17 protein-coding genes are annotated in these 16,556 nt (G+C 67.3%); 10 read left to right on the forward strand and 7 right to left on the reverse strand.

Features of this window, described 5'->3' with window-relative positions; translation table 11 throughout:
• The first annotated feature begins 205 nt into the window (after positions 1–205).
• From CYU59_RS26340 to CYU59_RS26350, 3 genes are read left to right on the forward strand one after another with little or no spacing between them, the layout of a single operon-like run.
• On the forward strand, positions 206–1,195 hold the full coding sequence (locus CYU59_RS26340) for an alpha/beta hydrolase (RefSeq protein WP_293004228.1): 990 nt from the start codon (positions 206–208) through the stop codon (positions 1,193–1,195).
• Positions 1,192–2,367, forward strand: coding sequence for an LLM class flavin-dependent oxidoreductase (locus tag CYU59_RS26345; RefSeq protein WP_293004229.1), 1,176 nt, complete (start codon positions 1,192–1,194; stop codon positions 2,365–2,367). Before CYU59_RS26340 ends, CYU59_RS26345 begins: the two co-directional genes overlap by 4 nt.
• The gene (locus CYU59_RS26350) at positions 2,367–3,380 is read left to right on the forward strand and encodes a zinc-binding dehydrogenase (RefSeq protein ID WP_293004230.1); all 1,014 of its coding nucleotides are present in this window, start codon (positions 2,367–2,369) and stop codon (positions 3,378–3,380) included. The genes CYU59_RS26345 and CYU59_RS26350 overlap by 1 nt, the downstream gene beginning before the upstream one ends.
• Here the strand turns inward: CYU59_RS26350 and CYU59_RS26355 are convergent.
• Together CYU59_RS26355 and CYU59_RS26360 are read right to left on the reverse strand one after the other, a co-directional pair.
• Complete coding sequence (locus CYU59_RS26355) at positions 3,377–4,609, reverse strand: PPE family protein (protein ID WP_293004231.1); 1,233 nt, start codon at positions 4,607–4,609, stop codon at positions 3,377–3,379. The genes CYU59_RS26350 and CYU59_RS26355 overlap by 4 nt on opposite strands.
• A 13-nt stretch (positions 4,610–4,622) precedes the next feature.
• Positions 4,623–4,922: a PE family protein gene (locus CYU59_RS26360; protein WP_293004232.1), complete on the reverse strand. Its 300-nt coding sequence runs from the start codon at positions 4,920–4,922 to the stop codon at positions 4,623–4,625.
• Positions 4,923–5,511: 589 nt separating this feature from the next.
• On the opposite strand from CYU59_RS26360, the gene CYU59_RS26365 reads away from it, so the two are divergent.
• Positions 5,512–6,939 carry an amino acid permease gene (locus CYU59_RS26365; protein ID WP_293004233.1) on the forward strand — a complete coding sequence of 476 codons (1,428 nt, stop codon included), beginning with the start codon at positions 5,512–5,514 and terminating at the stop codon, positions 6,937–6,939.
• Positions 6,940–6,949: 10 nt separating this feature from the next.
• Positions 6,950–7,657 carry an SIMPL domain-containing protein gene (locus CYU59_RS26370; RefSeq protein ID WP_293004234.1) on the forward strand — a complete coding sequence of 236 codons (708 nt, stop codon included), beginning with the start codon at positions 6,950–6,952 and terminating at the stop codon, positions 7,655–7,657.
• 2 nt (positions 7,658–7,659) lie between these two features.
• Here CYU59_RS26370 and hpt read toward each other — a convergent pair whose 3' ends face one another.
• The 4 genes from hpt to dacB are packed head-to-tail and all read right to left on the reverse strand — an operon-like array spanning position 7,660 to position 11,649.
• Entirely contained in the window at positions 7,660–8,262 is a 603-nt protein-coding gene (hpt, locus tag CYU59_RS26375; RefSeq protein WP_293004235.1) for a hypoxanthine phosphoribosyltransferase, read from the reverse strand.
• A gap of 11 nt (positions 8,263–8,273) precedes the next feature.
• The gene (gene tilS, locus CYU59_RS26380) at positions 8,274–9,236 is read right to left on the reverse strand and encodes a tRNA lysidine(34) synthetase TilS (RefSeq protein WP_293004236.1); all 963 of its coding nucleotides are present in this window, start codon (positions 9,234–9,236) and stop codon (positions 8,274–8,276) included.
• Positions 9,215–10,264 (reverse strand): zinc-dependent metalloprotease, encoded by a 1,050-nt coding sequence (locus tag CYU59_RS26385; RefSeq protein ID WP_293004237.1) that lies wholly within the window; start codon positions 10,262–10,264, stop codon positions 9,215–9,217. Before CYU59_RS26385 ends, tilS begins: the two co-directional genes overlap by 22 nt.
• A complete protein-coding gene (gene dacB, locus CYU59_RS26390) occupies positions 10,261–11,649 on the reverse strand; it encodes a D-alanyl-D-alanine carboxypeptidase/D-alanyl-D-alanine-endopeptidase (RefSeq protein WP_293004238.1) in 1,389 nt (462 codons plus the stop codon). Before dacB ends, CYU59_RS26385 begins: the two co-directional genes overlap by 4 nt.
• Positions 11,650–11,762: 113 nt before the next feature.
• On the opposite strand from dacB, the gene CYU59_RS26395 reads away from it, so the two are divergent.
• On the forward strand, positions 11,763–12,251 hold the full coding sequence (locus tag CYU59_RS26395) for an inorganic diphosphatase (protein WP_293004239.1): 489 nt from the start codon (positions 11,763–11,765) through the stop codon (positions 12,249–12,251).
• 82 nt (positions 12,252–12,333) lie between these two features.
• Positions 12,334–13,026: a hypothetical protein gene (locus CYU59_RS26400; protein ID WP_293004240.1), complete on the forward strand. Its 693-nt coding sequence runs from the start codon at positions 12,334–12,336 to the stop codon at positions 13,024–13,026.
• Between the two features lie 18 nt (positions 13,027–13,044).
• On the opposite strand, the gene CYU59_RS26405 is transcribed toward CYU59_RS26400, so the two are convergent.
• Positions 13,045–14,016: a TerC family protein gene (locus CYU59_RS26405; RefSeq protein WP_293004241.1), complete on the reverse strand. Its 972-nt coding sequence runs from the start codon at positions 14,014–14,016 to the stop codon at positions 13,045–13,047.
• Positions 14,017–14,219: 203 nt separating this feature from the next.
• Between CYU59_RS26405 and CYU59_RS26410 the strand changes: the two genes are divergently transcribed.
• From CYU59_RS26410 to CYU59_RS26420, 3 genes are read left to right on the forward strand one after another with little or no spacing between them, the layout of a single operon-like run.
• Positions 14,220–15,479 (forward strand): hypothetical protein, encoded by a 1,260-nt coding sequence (locus CYU59_RS26410; protein WP_293004242.1) that lies wholly within the window; start codon positions 14,220–14,222, stop codon positions 15,477–15,479.
• A 25-nt stretch (positions 15,480–15,504) separates the two neighbouring features.
• Complete coding sequence (locus tag CYU59_RS26415) at positions 15,505–16,197, forward strand: glycosyltransferase family 2 protein (protein ID WP_293004243.1); 693 nt, start codon at positions 15,505–15,507, stop codon at positions 16,195–16,197.
• On the forward strand, positions 16,194–16,538 hold the full coding sequence (locus tag CYU59_RS26420) for a DUF2304 domain-containing protein (RefSeq protein WP_293004244.1): 345 nt from the start codon (positions 16,194–16,196) through the stop codon (positions 16,536–16,538). Before CYU59_RS26415 ends, CYU59_RS26420 begins: the two co-directional genes overlap by 4 nt.
• Positions 16,539–16,556 lie beyond the last annotated feature (18 nt).

The following is a 16,556-nucleotide window of genomic DNA, read 5'->3' on the forward strand; positions in this document are numbered from 1 at the left end:
AGCGCAGCGGGTCACCACCATTTGACCCCGTGGTGATCGCCAGGTCGGCCGCAGGCCGAGCGCAGCGGGTCACCACCATTTGACCCCGTGGTGATCGCCAGGTCGGCCGCAGGCCGAGCGCAGGCGGTCGGCCCACGAATCGTCTCGCTCTGAACAACGAAACGAAGTTCCCGACACATGGGCGCACGTGTGCTTTGGTGAACCTGTGTCTGACAGCCAGCTCATCTCCGAACGCATCATCGACACCAACGGCGTGCAGCTGCACACCCTGGAGGCGGGTGAGCGGGGTGCACCGGTCGTGGTGCTGGCGCACGGCTTCCCCGAGCTCGCCTTCTCCTGGCGTCACCAGATTCCGGCGCTGGCCGCCGCCGGGTACCACGTACTGGCGCCCGATCAGCGCGGTTATGGCCGCACCAGCAGCCCGGCTGGTATCGCCGCCTACAACGTCGCCGAGCTCTCCGCCGACCTGATCGGCCTGCTCGACGACGTGGGGACCGAGCAGGCGGTGTTCGTCGGTCACGACTGGGGAGCCCCGGTGGTGTGGAGTTCGGCGCAGCTGCACCCGGACCGGGTCGCTGCCGTCGTCGGCATGAGCGTGCCGCCGGTGCCACGGTCGCAGGTTCCGCCGACCACGGCGTTCCGATCGATCTTCGGCGACAACTTCTTCTACATGCTGTATTTCCAGGAGCCGGGGGTGGCCGACGCCGAACTCGGTGACGATCCACGTCGGACCATCACCCGCATGCTGGGCGGGCTGACCCGATCCGACGACCCGACGGCGGCGCTGCGCATGATCGAACCGGGCCCGGCCGGATTCATCGACCGGCTCCCGGAGGTCGACGGCCTGCCCGACTGGATCACCCGCGACGAGCTCGACCACTACGTCGGTGAGTTCGAGCGCACCGGCTTCACCGGTGGGCTCAACTGGTATCGCAACCTGGACCGCAACTGGGAACTGCTGGCCGACCCCCCGGCCGCAACCATCAACGTGCCGGCCATGTTCATCGGTGGCACCGCTGACCCGGTGCTGGGCTTCATGCGTCCTGACCGAGCGCCGGAGCTGGTCACCGGCCGCTACCGCGAGGTGCTGATCGACGGCGCCGGACATTGGCTGCAGCAGGAGAAACCGGACCAGGTCAACGAATTGCTGCTGGATTTTCTGTCAAGCCTGAAGATCGAGGCCGAGCAGACATGAAGCGTCCGCTGAACTTCGGCGTCTTTGTCACACCGTTTCATCCGACCGGCCAATCACCAACGGTGGCACTGGAATACGACATGGACCGGGTGGTGGCGCTGGATCGGCTCGGCTTCGACGAGGCGTGGTTCGGTGAGCACCACTCCGGCGGTTACGAGTTGATCGCCTGCCCCGAGGTGTTCATCGCCGCGGCCGCCGAGCGGACCAAACACATCCGGCTGGGCACGGGCGTGGTGTCGCTGCCGTACCACCACCCGCTGATGGTTGCTGACCGATGGGTGCTGCTGGATCATCTGACCCGGGGGCGCGTGATGTTCGGGGCGGGCCCGGGCGCGCTGCCGTCGGACGCGTACATGATGGGAATCGATCCGATCGAGCAGCGCAGGATGATGGAGGAATCGCTGGAGGCGATCCTGGCGTTGCTCCGCGCCGAACCCAGCGAGCGGATCAGCCGGCACTCGGACTGGTTCACCCTGCGCGACGCGCAACTGCACATCCGTCCCTACACCTGGCCGCATCCGGAAATTTCAACGGCGGCAATGCTTTCCCCGTCCGGCCCGCGGCTGGCCGGGAAGCTGGGCACCTCGCTGCTATCGCTGTCGATGTCGGTGCCCGGCGGCTACGCCGCGCTGGACAACACTTGGGGCGTGGTCGAAGAGCAGGCCGCCAAAGCCGACCGCGACACGCCGGACCGCACCGACTGGCGGGTCCTGTCGATCATGCACATCGCCGATACCCGTGAGAAGGCGATCGACGACTGCACCTATGGTCTGCAGGATTTCGCCAACTACTTCGGCGCTGCCGGGTTCGTTCCGCTGGCCAACACCGTCGAGGGTGCGCAGACATCACGCGAATTCGTCGAAGACTATGCGGCCAAAGGCAATTGCTGTATCGGCAGCCCCGACGATGCGATCGCCCACATCGAGGATTTGCTGGAGCGCTCCGGCGGATTCGGGACGCTGCTGATGCTCGGCCACGACTGGGCATCACCCGAGGCGACCTATCACTGCTACGAGCTGATGGCACGCAAGGTCATCCCGCACTTCAAGGGTCAGCTCGAAGCCGCCCGATCGTCACACGAATGGGCCAAGGACAAGCGCGACGAATTGATCGGGCGGGCCGGACAGGCCGTCGTCAAAGCGATCACCGAACACGTCGGCGAAAGCAACTGATGCGCGCTTCGGTGCTGCGCGAGGGCCGCATGGTCTACCGCGACGACCTCCCCGAGCCGGTGCCCGGCGCCGGCCAGGTGCTGGTCGCGGTCCGCTCGTGCGGAATCTGCGGCTCAGACCTGCATTTCGCGGCACACGGCGCCGAGGTGCTTTCGCTGACCAGTGAGATGCCGCGCCGGGAAGGCGGCATCACCGTCGACTTGAGCCGCGACGTGTTCATGGGCCACGAGTTCAGCGCGGAGATCCTGGAGGCCGGACCCGACACCGACACGCATCCGGCCGGGACCCTCGTGACGTCGATGCCGGTGCTGTTGTCGGGCGCGGGAGTCGAGGCGATCGTCTACAGCAACACGACGGTGGGCGGCTACGCCGAGCGGATGTTGCTGTCCGCGCCCCTACTCGTGCCCATCCCCAACGGCCTTGACGTGCAACATGCTTCGCTGACCGAGCCGATGGCAGTGGGTTTGCACGCGGTGAACAAGTCCAGGGTCCAGCCCGGCGAAGAGGCGCTGGTGCTCGGCTGCGGCCCGATCGGTATCGCGGTGATCGCCGCGCTGCGCGCCCGCGGCGTCGAAAGCATTGTGGCGTCCGACTTCTCGACGAGTCGACGAGATCTGGCCGCCGTCATGGGCGCGCACCGGACCGTCGACCCCGCGCAGGATTCGCCGTTCGACACCGCGAAACCGGCGGTGGTATTCGACGCAGTCGGCGTTCCGGGGATCATCGACGACGTGATCCGGCGCGCCCGACACGGCACGCGACTGGTGGTGGTCGGCGTCTGCATGCAGGCCGACACCGTCTACCCGTTCTTCGCGATCGCCAAGGAACTCAGCGTTCAGTTCGTACTCGCCTACGAGCCAGGCGAATTCAACGAGACGCTCCGGGCCATCGCCGAAGGAGAGATCGACGTCGCCCCGATGATCACCGGCACCGTCGGCCTCCAGGACGTCGGGGCCGCCTTCGATGAACTCGGCGACCCCGAACGTCACTGCAAGATCCTGGTGACTCCTTAACCGCCCACAAACGGGCGAGGAACTACGGTCGGCTTGAAACCGTAACGGGGAGCGGCGAATTGCATGCCGCGGCCACCGCCGCCGGCCATCACCGGTGGGGCGCCCATGCTGTTGGCCACGGGCGTGAGTGGTTGCGAGGAGACCGGGGTGCCCAGGTTGCCGATCGACGTGACGGCCGGACTCACCGACGGGGCTACGCCGCCCCAGGCCGGCGGCACCGAGAGTTTGCCCACCAATTCCGCCCTGCCCAGGCTACCGAGAGCCCCGGCACCGGAAATACCCGACGGCAGGCTCGGTGGTGGTACGGCCGCTGGGATCGCCTCGACCGCCGATACTTTCGCGGCCCCTCCGAATTTAGTCGCCGCTTCCGCCAGCCCTTCGATGTCTTTGGTAGCGGTGGTGGACAGTCGGAAGGGGGAGACCAACCGGATGAACGCGTCGAAGGGTGTGCTGCCATCCACCGTCTGCGAGCCGGTCAGACCCTCGACGATGTCGCCCCAGACGCCATTGAGGACGAGGCCGTCCCCGTTGGAGTTGGGAACGGTACCGGTCAGACCCAGCTGGGCCAGCAACTGCTCCAAAGTGAGGTCACCCGGCGCCGCCGGTGCAGCCGCGGCCGCCAAAGCATTGGTCACGTCCTGTCCGGTACTGGAACCGACAGCCTGGGAGACAGCGGCCGCCTGGGCGCCGAGGCCGGCCGGGTTGGCCGACTCCGCCGCCGCGTTGAAGGGTGTCAGCTGTGACGCCGCGGCCGACGCCCCGGCGTAGCTGTACATCGCGCCCGCGTCCTGCGCCCACATCTCGGCGTACATCGCTTCGGTGGCCAGGATCGCCGGGGTGTTCTGCCCCAGCAGGTTGGTCGCGATCAACTGCAGCAGCAGCGCCCGGTTGGCCGCTACTTCCGCTGGGGGCACGGTCGCGATAAAGGCCGCTTCGAAGGCGCTGACCGCGGCCGAAGCCTGGGCCGCGACCTGCTCGGCACGCGCGGCGCTGTCGAGCAACCATTCGACCTGAGCCTGCGAGGAGGCTGCCATCGACGCGGCGGCCGGTCCGATCCATGATCCGTCGGTCAGGGCGGTGATCACCGACTCGTAGGCGGCGGCCATGCTGTGCAGCTCGCCGCCAAGGCTCGACCAGGCCGACGCCGCCGTGACCATGGGGCTCGACCCGGGCCCGGCGTACATCAACCCCGAGTTGACCTCCGGGGGCAACATCGAAAAATCAAACATGTCAGGCGGCGCCCTATCCGACCGCAGCGGCGTTGGCGGCCTCGGTGGCCGCGTAGGAACCGGAGCTGGCGGTCAGGATGTTGGCCATGAACTGCTGAACCGCGGCGGCGTGCGCGCTGACGGTCTGGTAAAGCTGCGCGTGCGAGGCGAACTGGGCAGCAGTCAGCGCCGAGACCAGGTCGCCGGCGGCAGGCGTCACCCCGGTCGTCGGGCCGGCCGCAGCCGCGTTTCCGGCACGCAGCGCCTCGTTGATGGTGTGCAGCTTGCCCGCGGCGGCGGCGAGGACATCAGGCTGCGCAATAACGTTGGACATGGTCCCTCCGAAAAGTGCTTGTATTCAATGGCTTCAGTTGGCGTCATCGCGACTGAAGCGGAGCATCCGCCACGTTAGGCCAGCCTTGGGGTCTTAACACAGCCTCCATCGACCCTGTTCACCGTCGAGTCGCAAATTATTCACTTAGCTGCGAAACCCACTCGGCAGATAGGAATTTGGAATGAAATGTGTTGGAGTTCAATATGATTAGAAAACGATATGAACTTTCCGATGTGGGCGACATTACCCGCTAGGCTTTGCTGGGGCTAGGTCTGTTCACTTCACGTATCACTCGCCGCCGAGAGACCCGTTGGGCGTCGATTCCAAATCAACTGCAATAAAAGCTGATTCAACTTCCTGGTGTTAGATATGTGCGCCGACAACGGTTTCCGTCTACCAATAAATCTCCGACAGAAGCCACACCAGGCGCCTGTCTGTGACCTACGGCCAACCGGCCACGTCCAGACCGCCGCGAAGCCCTGAGCTGGTATATCGTGGTCCGACCTGGCCGAATCGTGTGGACGACGCAGGCAGCTGTTGGCCAAGCAGTCGACCGACCCCGGCGTAGCGGATGCCACGAGGAGGCGCCATGCCCACGCCGGCGCTGAGCCTGCCCGACCAGATGCTGCGGCGGCGCCCGGTCAACGGCGCACCGGTGGCCGCGGGCGCATCGGAGCATCTGCAACGCAGTCTCGGCGTTTTCCTGCTGACGATGTTCGGCGTCGGTGAGACCGTCGGCTCCGGCATCTTCATCGTGCTGTCGCAGTCGGTACCGCAAGCGGGTCCGGCCGTCGTCATCTCATTCCTCATCGCCGGCGTCGCGGCGGGGCTGGCCGCGATCTGCTACGCCGAGCTGGCCTCGGCGGTCCCGGTGTCAGGGTCGGCCTACTCGTACGCCTACGCCACCCTGGGTGAGTTCGCCGCCATGGGAGTCGCGGCGTGCTTACTTCTCGAATACGCCGTGTCGGCCGCGGCAGTCGCGGTCGGTTGGAGTCAGTACCTCAACAAGCTGCTCTACAATCTCTTCGGTTTTTCTCTGCCGCAGTCGATTTCGGCTGCGCCATGGGACCCCGGACACGGTGTGGTGAACCTGCCGGCAATTGTCCTGGTTGCGATGTGCACACTGCTGCTGATCCGCGGCGCCAGCACGTCAGCCAAGGCCAATGCCGTGATGGTGGTCATCAAAATCAGTGTGCTGGTGCTCTTTTCGGCGGTCGCGTTCACCGCGTTCGACGCCGGCAACTTCAAGGACCTGGCGCCGTTCGGGGTCTCCGGCGTCAGCTTGGCCTCCGGCACGATCTTCTTCGCCTACATCGGACTCGACGCGGTGTCCACCGCCGGCGATGAGGTGAAAGACCCCCAGCACACCATGCCGCGCGCGATCATCGCCGCGCTGCTGATCGTGACCGCAATCCACCTGCTCGTCTCCGTCGCCGCGCTGGGGGCCCAGCGCTGGCAGGATTTCAAAGGCGAAGAAGCGGTGCTGGCCGTGATCCTCGACCACATCACCGGCAATTCCGCGGGCAGCACGATTGTCTCGGCGGGCGCGGTGATCTCGATCTTCTCGGTCACTCTGGTGACGCTGTACGGCCAGACCCGCATCCTGTTCACGATGGGCCGCGACGGGTTGCTGCCCATCGCCTTTGCGAAGGTCAACCCCCGCACCATGACTCCGGTTCACAATACTGTGATCGTGGCGGTGGCGGTGGCCGTGCTGGCAGCCTTGGTCCCGTTGGACCGACTGGCCGAGATCGTGTCGATCGGCACGCTGACGGCGTTCATCGTGGTGTCGGCCGGAGTGATCGTGCTTCGGATCCAGGAGCCGGACCTGCCCCGTGGTTTCAGGGTGCCCGGGTATCCGGTGACGCCGATTCTGTCCATCGCGGCGTGCGCGTACATCCTGTTCAGCCTGCACTGGTACACCTGGGTCGCGTTCAGCGGATGGCTGACGGTCGTACTGGTCTTCTACCTGGTGTGGGGCCGCCGGCACAGCGCCCTCAACATGGCCGCCGACTAGGGTGCCAACCATGCGCGCCACACTGCCGATCCGCATTCTGCTCGCCACCGGCCTGGCCGCATCGGCGGCCGCGTGCGACCACGCCGCTCCGGAAAAGGTGAGCGAAAACCCGCGTCAGGTGACCGTCGTCGGATCGGGGCACGTGCAAGGCGTTCCGGACACGCTCACCGCTGACGCCGCCATCGAGTTCATCGCTCGCGACGTGACCGCGGCGATGGACCAGACCAACACCCGCCAGCAGGCGGTGATCGATGCCCTGGCCAACGCGGGCGTGGACCGCAAGGACATCAGCACCACCGATGTCAGCCTGCAGCCGCAGTACGACACCGCCGGCGCCGTCGTCACCGGCTTTCGCGCCGCGAACTCGATCCGGGTCAAGATCCACCCCGCCGGGCTGGCATCGCGCTTGCTGGCCGTCATCGTCGGCACCGGCGGCGACGCCACCCGAATCAACTCGGTCAGCTACTCCATCGCCGACGACTCGCAGCTGGTGAAAGATGCCCGGGCGCGAGCGTTTCAGGACGCCAAGGACCGCGCCGGCCAGTACGCCCAGCTGTCCGGCCTCGGGCTGGGCAAGATCATCTCGATTTCAGAAGCCTCCGGGGGTGCGGTCCCGACCGTCTCTCCGGCGCCGCGGATGATGCCGGCGGCGGTGCCGCTGGAGCCCGGTCAGCAGACGGTGAGCTTTTCCGTAACCGCGGTCTGGGAGCTGCGGTAGCCCTAGTCCTGGTAGACCCGCGGGTCCAGCGTCCCGATGTAGGGCAGGTCGCGGTAGCGCTCGTCGTAGTCGAGGCCGTACCCCACCACGAATTCGTTGGGGATGTCGAAACCAACGTAGGCGATGTCGGTGTTGGCGCGCAGCGCGTCGGGTTTACGTAGCAGCGTGCACACCCGCAGCGAGTGCGGGCGGCGGGTGGCCAGGTTGCGCAGCAGCCACGACAGCGTCAAGCCGGAATCGACCACATCCTCGACGATCAACACGTCGCGGTCATTGATGTCGCGGTCGAGGTCTTTGAGGATTCGCACCACACCCGACGACGACGTCGACGATCCGTAGGAGCTGACCGCCATGAATTCGAACTGGGTCGGCAGCGGGATCGCGCGAGCCAGGTCGGTGACGAACATGACCGCGCCCTTGAGCACGGTGACCAGCAGCAGGTCGCGGCCACCGTCGTTGGCGCGCTGGCGGTACTCGACTCCGATCTGAGCACCGAGTTCGGCGATGCGGCTCTGGATCTGCTCCTCCGCCAGCAGGACCGACTTGATGTCCCCCGGGTAGAGCTCCGGCGATTCCGCTGCCACGAGCACAGCGTGCCATGCCATCGAGTCGAGAACTAGACCGGCTCCTGCTGCAGCGTCAAAACTCCGCCGCGGCGGGCGGCCACCAGCCGTTGCTCGCGCAAGTCGGAGCCGACCGCGACACCACCCTGGCCGCGCCACCCGGTGACCAACACGTCTACCCCGCGAATCTGCTTGTCGGTCAACCCGATCGCGCCACCCGCCAGCAACCAGTTGCGGATGACACCACGGCGGACCGGGTCGGGTAACGCGGTCAATACGCCGGTGTCGAGTCCGTCTGCGGTCGACGCCGTGCTCATCGCCTGCTCGATCAGCGAATCGATCAGCTCGGTGTCGGCGCGCAGCGCGGTCGCGGTACGCGCCAACGCCTCGGCCACACCCCCGCCGAGCACCTCTTCCAGCAGCGGTAGCACCTCGTGACGCAGCCGGCTGCGGGTGAACCGTCGATCGGCGTTGTGCGGGTCCTGCCAGGCGGACAGGCCGAGCTCCTCGCAGGCGGCATGGGTGACGTCGCGCCGGACGCCCAGCAGCGGCCGGCACCACGGCGGATCATTGGCACGCATGCCGGCGATCGACCGCGCCCCGGACCCCCGGCCCAGCCCGAGCAACACCGTCTCCGCCTGGTCGTCGAGGGTATGGGCCAGTAGGACCGGTTGATCGCGACGCGCCTGCGCCAGCGCCTGGTATCGGGCGCTGCGCGCCGCGGCCTCCGGGCCGCCGCCACCATCCACCTGGACGGAAATCACTTGAGCTTCAACGCATCCCAGCTGCAGCGCTTGTCCGCGAGCGGTTGCGGCCACTTCGGCCGAGCCGGGCTGCAACCCGTGGTCGACGATCAGCGCAGTGGTGGGCCGCAGCAAAGCGGCAATGCCGGTGAGCGCCAACGAGTCCGGGCCGCCCGACAGCGCCACACACCACTGGTCGGCGGGGCCGAGATATTCCGCTGCGAACGCCGCCACCGCTGTGCGGAGTTCGGCTACAGCACCCGGTCGATCCATCGTTGTGGGTATTCGATCTCGATCGGCCGGGGCAGGGTGTCCGGGGCCGTCCACACGGTGTTGAACCGGTCCATCCCGACGCGATCCACCACATGGTCGACGAACGCCTTGCCCCGGGTGTACTGACTCAACTTGACGTCGATGCCCAGCAGTGCGCGCAGCAACCGTTGCAGCGGAGGCTGTTTGCGCTGCCGGCGCTCGTCGAAGCGGGACCGGATGACCGACACCGACGGAACCACAACGGGTCCAACGGCATCCATCACATGATCTGCGTGGCCCTCCAGCAAGGTGCCGAGGACCAACAGCTGATCGAGCGCCTCGCGCTGTGGCTCGGACTGCACAGCACGCAGGAAGCCCAGAATGCCGGCTGAATTCGGGTCGGACTGCGACGAGCCGCCGCGACTGCGAGCGAACTCGGCCAACCGTCCGATCACCTGCGTGATGTCCTCAGTCCCGTCGGTGGTCAGCACACCGAGAGCCTCCGACATGTAGCCCGACAGCCACGGGTTGGCGGTGAATTGCACGCGGTGGGTGACCTCGTGCAGGCAGACCCACAGCCGGAAATCGGCTGGCTCGACCCGTAATTGGCGTTCGACCGCGATGACGTTCGGATAGACCAGCAGCAGCGCACCGCCGTCGGAGTCGGCGAACGGGTCGTACTGGCCGAGGATCCCGGTCGCGACGAAGGCCAGCACGGCCCCGGTCTGCGCGCCCGTGATCCGGCCGCTGATCGCTCCGCGCGGCTTGTCGGTTCCACCGGTCATCGTCCGCATCGACTCGGCCGCCGCCCGGATCCAACCGGGCCGGTCGACGATTCGCGCCTCGGCGACTGCGGTGTCGACGTGCAGGCCGGTGACCTCGCGTACCGGCGGCTCCGCGGCTTTGGCTGCGGTGGAGAGGTTTTCGATCACCTGACGGCGGGTGTAGTCGGTGGACGGTGGTCCGGGGCGGGCCAGCCGTTGGCCGACCGTCGCCGCGAATCCCCAGTCGACCGTGCGACCGACGGTCAGGTCCGACGAGGCGGTCATGTCACGCACCCGCACGACCACAAGGTGGCGGCCACCGCATCGATCGCGGTGCGACCGGACTGCCCGGCGTCATTGGAGATCAGCGCGAAGCTCAGCACCCGTCCGCTGCGATCGGTCACCACGCCCGCCAGCGCGTTGATCGCGGTGAGCGAACCGGTTTTGGCGCGCAACCAGCCCGCCGGCCCGGAGCCGGCTGGGGTGCCGTCGATAAACCGGTCGGACAACGTGCCGCTGCCACCGGCGATCGGCAACACATCCAGTAGCGGACGCAGCGTCGGCTCGTCGGGTCCGGCGGCCGCCTGCACCACGGCGTCCAGGGTCTTGGCGGTCAACCGGTCTTCGACGGACAACCCGCTGGAGTCACGCAGTATCGCGCTGCCGGTGTCGATGTGCGCGGTGTTGAGCCGATTGGTCACTGCGGCAACGGCTCCGGTGAAGCTCAGTGGCCGCTGCATCGACGCCGCGACTTCGCGCGCGATGCATTCGGCCATCACGTTGTCGGAGACGTTCATCATCTCGTTGAGCCGGTCGATCAGCGGCGCCGACTGAACGGCGGCCAGCTGCCGGGCGCTGGAGTCGACGGGCGCACTGGTGACGGTCACCCGCTGCGGGTCGACGCCCAGCGCAGCGGCCAGCGCGCGGCCGGCGTCCAGGGCGGGCGTCATCGATCGTCGTGACTCGTCGGTGGCCGGCTGAATCCGGCCGGCGTCGAGCATCACCGACTCGATGGGCGCGATGTCACCACCTTCGATGTCGGCCGGATCCCAGCCGGGTGCGAAGGTCGGGCCGGTGAACAGCGACGTGTTCACCTCGATGGCCGTCGGCGTCACACCGCTGCGGCGGACCTGGTCGGCGAGGTCACTGAGCCGTGGCGCGCCGTGGTACCAGGTGTCCTGTCCGGGCGCAGCGCCCGACAACGTCGGGTCACCGCCGCCGACCAGCACGACGGTGCCGGCCTGACCGGAGGCCACGACGCGGGTGGTGACCCGCGCGTTGCGGTCCAACGCCAGCAGGGCCGCGGCACTGGTCAGCGTCTTGTTGGTGGACGCCGGCTGCAGCAAGAGGTCATCGGCCTGCTGCCAGAGTTCCTCACCGGTGATCGCGTCGGTGACCCGCGCGCCCAGCTTGCCGAGGTTGGGGTCGGCCGCGACCAGCGCCAGCGCCGCGGCCAGTCCCGAGCGGCTGGGTGTGGGGGCGTCGGCCGCGACCGGGACGAGGCCGGGCGTGGCCGTGACAGCCGGCGGCGGCGGCTGAACATGCGCGGCGTTGGCACCGTGATCGCCGGCGGTGAGCAGCGCGGCAGCGGCCACCAGCGCAGCGACAATCGCCAGCACCCCCGCACCCACGATCAGGTGGGTGGACGTACGCCACTGAGTGGGACGCATGACTCTCCTGCCCTCGTTGCGCCTATTGTGCGCCAAACCCCGGCGGACGGACGTGGCGCGGGAGCCCTACGATCAACGCCAAGCGACAATCCTCAGGCGAAGGAGCCGGACCGGTGCAATTCGACGTGACCGTCGAGATCCCCAAGGGTCAGCGAAACAAGTACGAAGTCGACCACGAGACTGGCCGGGTCTTTCTGGACCGCTACCTCTACACGTCGATGGTCTATCCGACCGACTACGGCTTCTTCGACGACACCCTCGGCGAGGACGGCGACCCACTGGACGCGCTGGTGCTGCTGCCGCAGTCCGTCTTCCCGGGCGTGGTGGTCAAGGCACGTCCGGTCGCGATGTTCCGGATGACCGACGAGGCCGGCGGTGACGACAAAGTGCTGTGCGTGCCGGCCAAGGACCACCGCTGGGACCACATCCAGGACATCGGCGACGTCCCGCAGAACGAGCTGGACGAGATCAAGCACTTCTTCACCCAGTACAAGGCGCTCGAGCCGGGCAAATTCGTCAAGGCTGCCGACTGGGTGGGCCGCGAGGAAGCCGAGGCCGAGGTGCAGCGTTCGATCGAACGGTTCAAGCAAGAGGGTCACTGAGCTCGTCTCGCGCTCTCACGGGCTTCGGCTCTGAGCGAACACATCGCTGCTCGAAGTGGCGACGACGGGGTGGCATTCTGGCTTGGTGGGCCCGCTTCGTATCGCCGCGGAATTCTGGTGGCTGATCTTCCCGCTCGGCGGCACCGTCTTCGGCGCCGCGCGCCGGATCGCGGCGGCCAACGAACGTCGCTCCGACCGGCGACTGGAGCGGTACCGAATCAAGCAGCAGGCCAAGGTCGCGATCGCCGAGGCGGCCGGCCGCGGCCGGAGCAACGAGGACAGCCGGCGCCGTGAGGTCGTCAAACTTCTTGCCGCACATGACCGCACCGATCGGCGATGGCTGGACTACGAGGTCGACGTCGCCAAACTGCTCGACTTCCCGCTGATGACCGATTTGCGCAATCCGCTGACGGTCGCCTTCCACAAAGCCAGGCAGCGGGCCGACCTGCTGCGCCCGGAACAGCCCGGCGACCTGCTCGGCGACCGGAACGCGCACCTCGAGTACCGCGACGCCGTGCACGACTACGCCACCACCTTCGAGATCGCCGAGACCGAGGCGATCCGCCGACGCCGCAGCGACTTCTCCGAGGACGAGCAGCAGCGGCTCGCACGAGCGCAGAACCTGCTGCGGCTCGCCGAGGACGAGGCGGCCTCGCCGCAAGAGCGGCAGAGCGCCTACGCCCGGGCCGGCCGCGAACTCGAAGGGCTGATCGCGCTGCCGGCAGCTACCAGGGCTGCCATCGAGCAACGCATCGCCGCGCAGATCGAGGCGTGACCGAGCGAGGCGTGCACCCTAGGGCTTATCGTCTCCTCGGGTGGCGATGAGGCTGGCGACCGAGGCGATGATGAGCGTCACCGCGATCACCGCAAGGCTGACCAGCGTCGGTATCTCAGGAACGTCGAAATGCTTGCCGCCGTTGATGAATGGCAGTTCGTTCTCGTGCATTGCGTGCAGGATCAGCTTGATCCCGATGAAAATCAGGATGATGGCCAGCCCTTTGGACAGGTAGACCAGCCGCTGCAGAAGTCCTTCGACGATGAAGTAGAGCTGGCGCAGTCCCATCAGCGCGAACACATTGGCGGCCAACACCAGATACGGCTCCGATGTGAGGCCGTAGATGGCGGGGATCGAATCCAGCGCGAAAACCAGGTCGGTGGCCCCCAGCGCGAGCACGACCAGGGCCATCGGGGTGATCGACCGTCGCCCCTGCTCGGTGACGACGATCTTTCGGCCGTGCCATTCGTCGGTGACGCTCATGTGCTTGCGGGCGAACCGAACCAGGGTGTTCTCCCGATCAGCGTGGTGGGTGGCGCCCCGTCCCAACCGCACCGCGGTGTACACCAGAAACGCGCCGAAGAGGTAGAACACCCAGGTGAACCGCTCGATGGCGGCGGCGCCCAGCGCGATGAAGACGCCGCGGAAGACCAGTGCGATCACGATGCCGATGAACAAGGCTTCACGTTGATAGACCCGGGGCACGCCGAAGCTCGCCATGATGATGACGAAGATGAACAGGTTGTCCACCGACAGGCTGTATTCGGTGAGCCAGCCGGCGAAGAATTGGATGGCGAACTGGTGACCGTGGAAGAACCACAGCCAGATGCCGAAGAACCCGGCGAGTGCGATGTAGCCCGACAGCGCGATGGCGGAGCGTCGCATCGTCGGCTCTTCACCCGACCGCCGTGCCATCACCAGCACGTCGAACAACAGCACCGCAACGGTCAGGCCCAGTGTGACCATCCACTCCAGCGGGTGGACGTGCATGCTTTTACCTCCGGTCGTGGGCAACCAGAGGTCTCTTCCACCGCCACGATCGCGACTGGGCGGCCCGCGGGCCGGTCTCCCGATGGTGGGGGACGTGATGACGACTCCGCGGCCGAGGAATACTCCCCTCTGACAGCAGTCTGTCAGAGGGGAGCTCGTCGCAGCGTGCCGAGGTCGGTGACGGCTGTGAGTATTTTCAAACAGTGACCGAAGTGGGCGGTACCGCGGGCATCGGGCCGTTCGCCGGTCCGGTCGCCCGCAGCAGCGTGGCCCGCGTGGCAGTCGCGACGGCGGTGACGGCGCTGTGCGGCTACGCCGTGGTCTACCTGGCCGCCCGTGATCTGGCGCCGGCCGGCTTTTCGGTGTTCGCGGTGTTCTGGGGTGCTTTCGGCTTGGTCACGGGGGCGGCGAACGGGCTGCTTCAGGAGACCACCAGGGAAGTGCGTTCGGCCGGCTACGCGGAGGTGCTGCCCCACGCGCGCACCCAGCCGCTGCGAGTCGCGGCACTGGTCGGGATTGGCGCAGCCGTACTGATCGCGGGCAGCTCGCCGCTGTGGAGTGCAAAGGTCTTCGCGCACGCCCCCGCGCTCTCGGTTGGCCTGCTCGGCGTCGGGCTGGCCGGGTTCTGCCTGCACGCCACGTTGCTCGGCATGCTGGCCGGCACCAACTGCTGGACGCAGTACGGCGCGCTGATGGTCACCGACGCGGTCATCCGGGTGGCCGTCTCGGCGGCCACCGTGCTGGTCGGCTGGGGCCTGGCCGGATTCCTGTGGGCGACCGTCGCCGGCGCGGTGGCCTGGTTGATCATGATCGGGGCCTCGCCGAAGACGCGGGCGGCGGCCCAGCTGCTGACGCCGGGCGGGACCGCGACGTTTTTGCGCGGAGTGGCGCATTCGATCACCGCGGCCGGAGCCAGCGCGATTCTGGTGATGGGTTTTCCGGTGTTGCTGAAGCTGACGTCCAGTCAGCTTGGCGCTCAGGGCGGGGTCGTCATCCTGGCGGTGACCCTGACCCGCGCGCCGCTGCTGGTCCCGCTCACCGCCATGCAGGGCAACCTGATCGCACACTTCGTCGACCAGCGCAGCGCCCGGCTTCGGGCGCTGTTGGCGCCCGCGGCACTGGTCGCCGTGGTCGGCGCGGTCGGTGTCGCCGCGGCCGGCCTACTGGGTCCGTGGTTGCTACGAGCGGCGTTCGGCCCGGACTACCACGCCGCCGGTGCATTGCTGGCGTGGCTGACCGCGGCCGCGATCACGATTGCGATGCTGACCCTCACCGGCGCCGCCGCGGTCGCGGCCGCACTGCACCGGGCCTACGCACTGGGCTGGGTGTCCGCGACGCTGGCGGCGGCGCTTCTGCTCGTGCTGCCGCTGCCGCTGCAGACCCGTACCGTGGTCGCGCTGCTGTGCGGCCCGCTGGTGGGGATCGGCGTCCACCTGGTCGCGCTTGCGCGTGCGGGCCGCTGAACTGCGTGTACCTTGTGGGCTTGATATGTCCGGTGATACGCGTGACGTCTGGATCGTGGTGCCCGCCTTCAACGAAGCGGGCGTCATCGGCGAGGTGATCGCCGAACTGCGGTCGACTTTTCCGAATGTCGTGTGCGTGGACGACGGCAGCGCCGACGACACCGGCGACATCGCCTTACGGGCCGGAGCGCATCTGGTACGACACCCGGTGAACCTCGGCCAGGGCGCCGCCATCCAAACCGGCGTCGAGTACGCCCGCAGCCAACCCGGCGCGTCGGTGTTCGCCACTTTCGACGCCGACGGCCAGCATCGCGTCAGCGATGTGCTGACAATGATCGATCGGTTGACATCGGAGGCCGCCGACATCGTCATCGGGACCCGGTTCGGGCCGGGCGTCAGTCGGCCGCCGCTGCTCAAACGCATCGTGCTGCAAACCGCCGCGTGGCTGAGCCCGCGGGGCCGCCGCCTGGGTCTGACCGATTCCAACAACGGCTTACGGGTGTTCAACAAGACGGTCGCAGACCAGCTGGACATCACCATGAACGGGATGAGCCACGCCACCGAGTTCGTCATGCTGATCGACGAAAACCGTTGGCAGGTAACCGAACAGCCAGTCGAAGTGCTCTACACCGAATACTCCTCTGCCAAAGGCCAACCGTTGCTCAACGGCGTCAACATCATCGTCGACGGGTTTCTGCGAGGGAGGATGCCGCGATGAACTGGATCCAGGGTCTGCTGATCGCCTCGATCCTCGCGCTGGCGGTCTTCCTGCTGCGCTCCCGTCGCAGCGTGCAGTCGCAGGCCTGGGTCAAAGTAGCTTTCCTGGCTTTCATGCTGGCGGGTGTGTACGCGGTGCTGCGACCCAACGACACCACGGTGGTGGCGCACTGGCTCGGCGTCGACCGAGGCACCGACCTGATGCTCTACGCGTTGATCGTCGCGTTCGGCTTCAGCACGCTCAACACCTATCTGCGCTTCAAGGACCTCGAACTGCGTTACGCGCGGCTGGCCCGCTCGATCGCTCTGGACGGCGCGCAGCAGCCGAAAAAACCGCGATAGGTGCGCCGCGCCGCGGAT

Source organism: Mycobacterium sp. (assembly GCF_002863225.1).
Taxonomy (GTDB): domain Bacteria; phylum Actinomycetota; class Actinomycetes; order Mycobacteriales; family Mycobacteriaceae; genus Mycobacterium.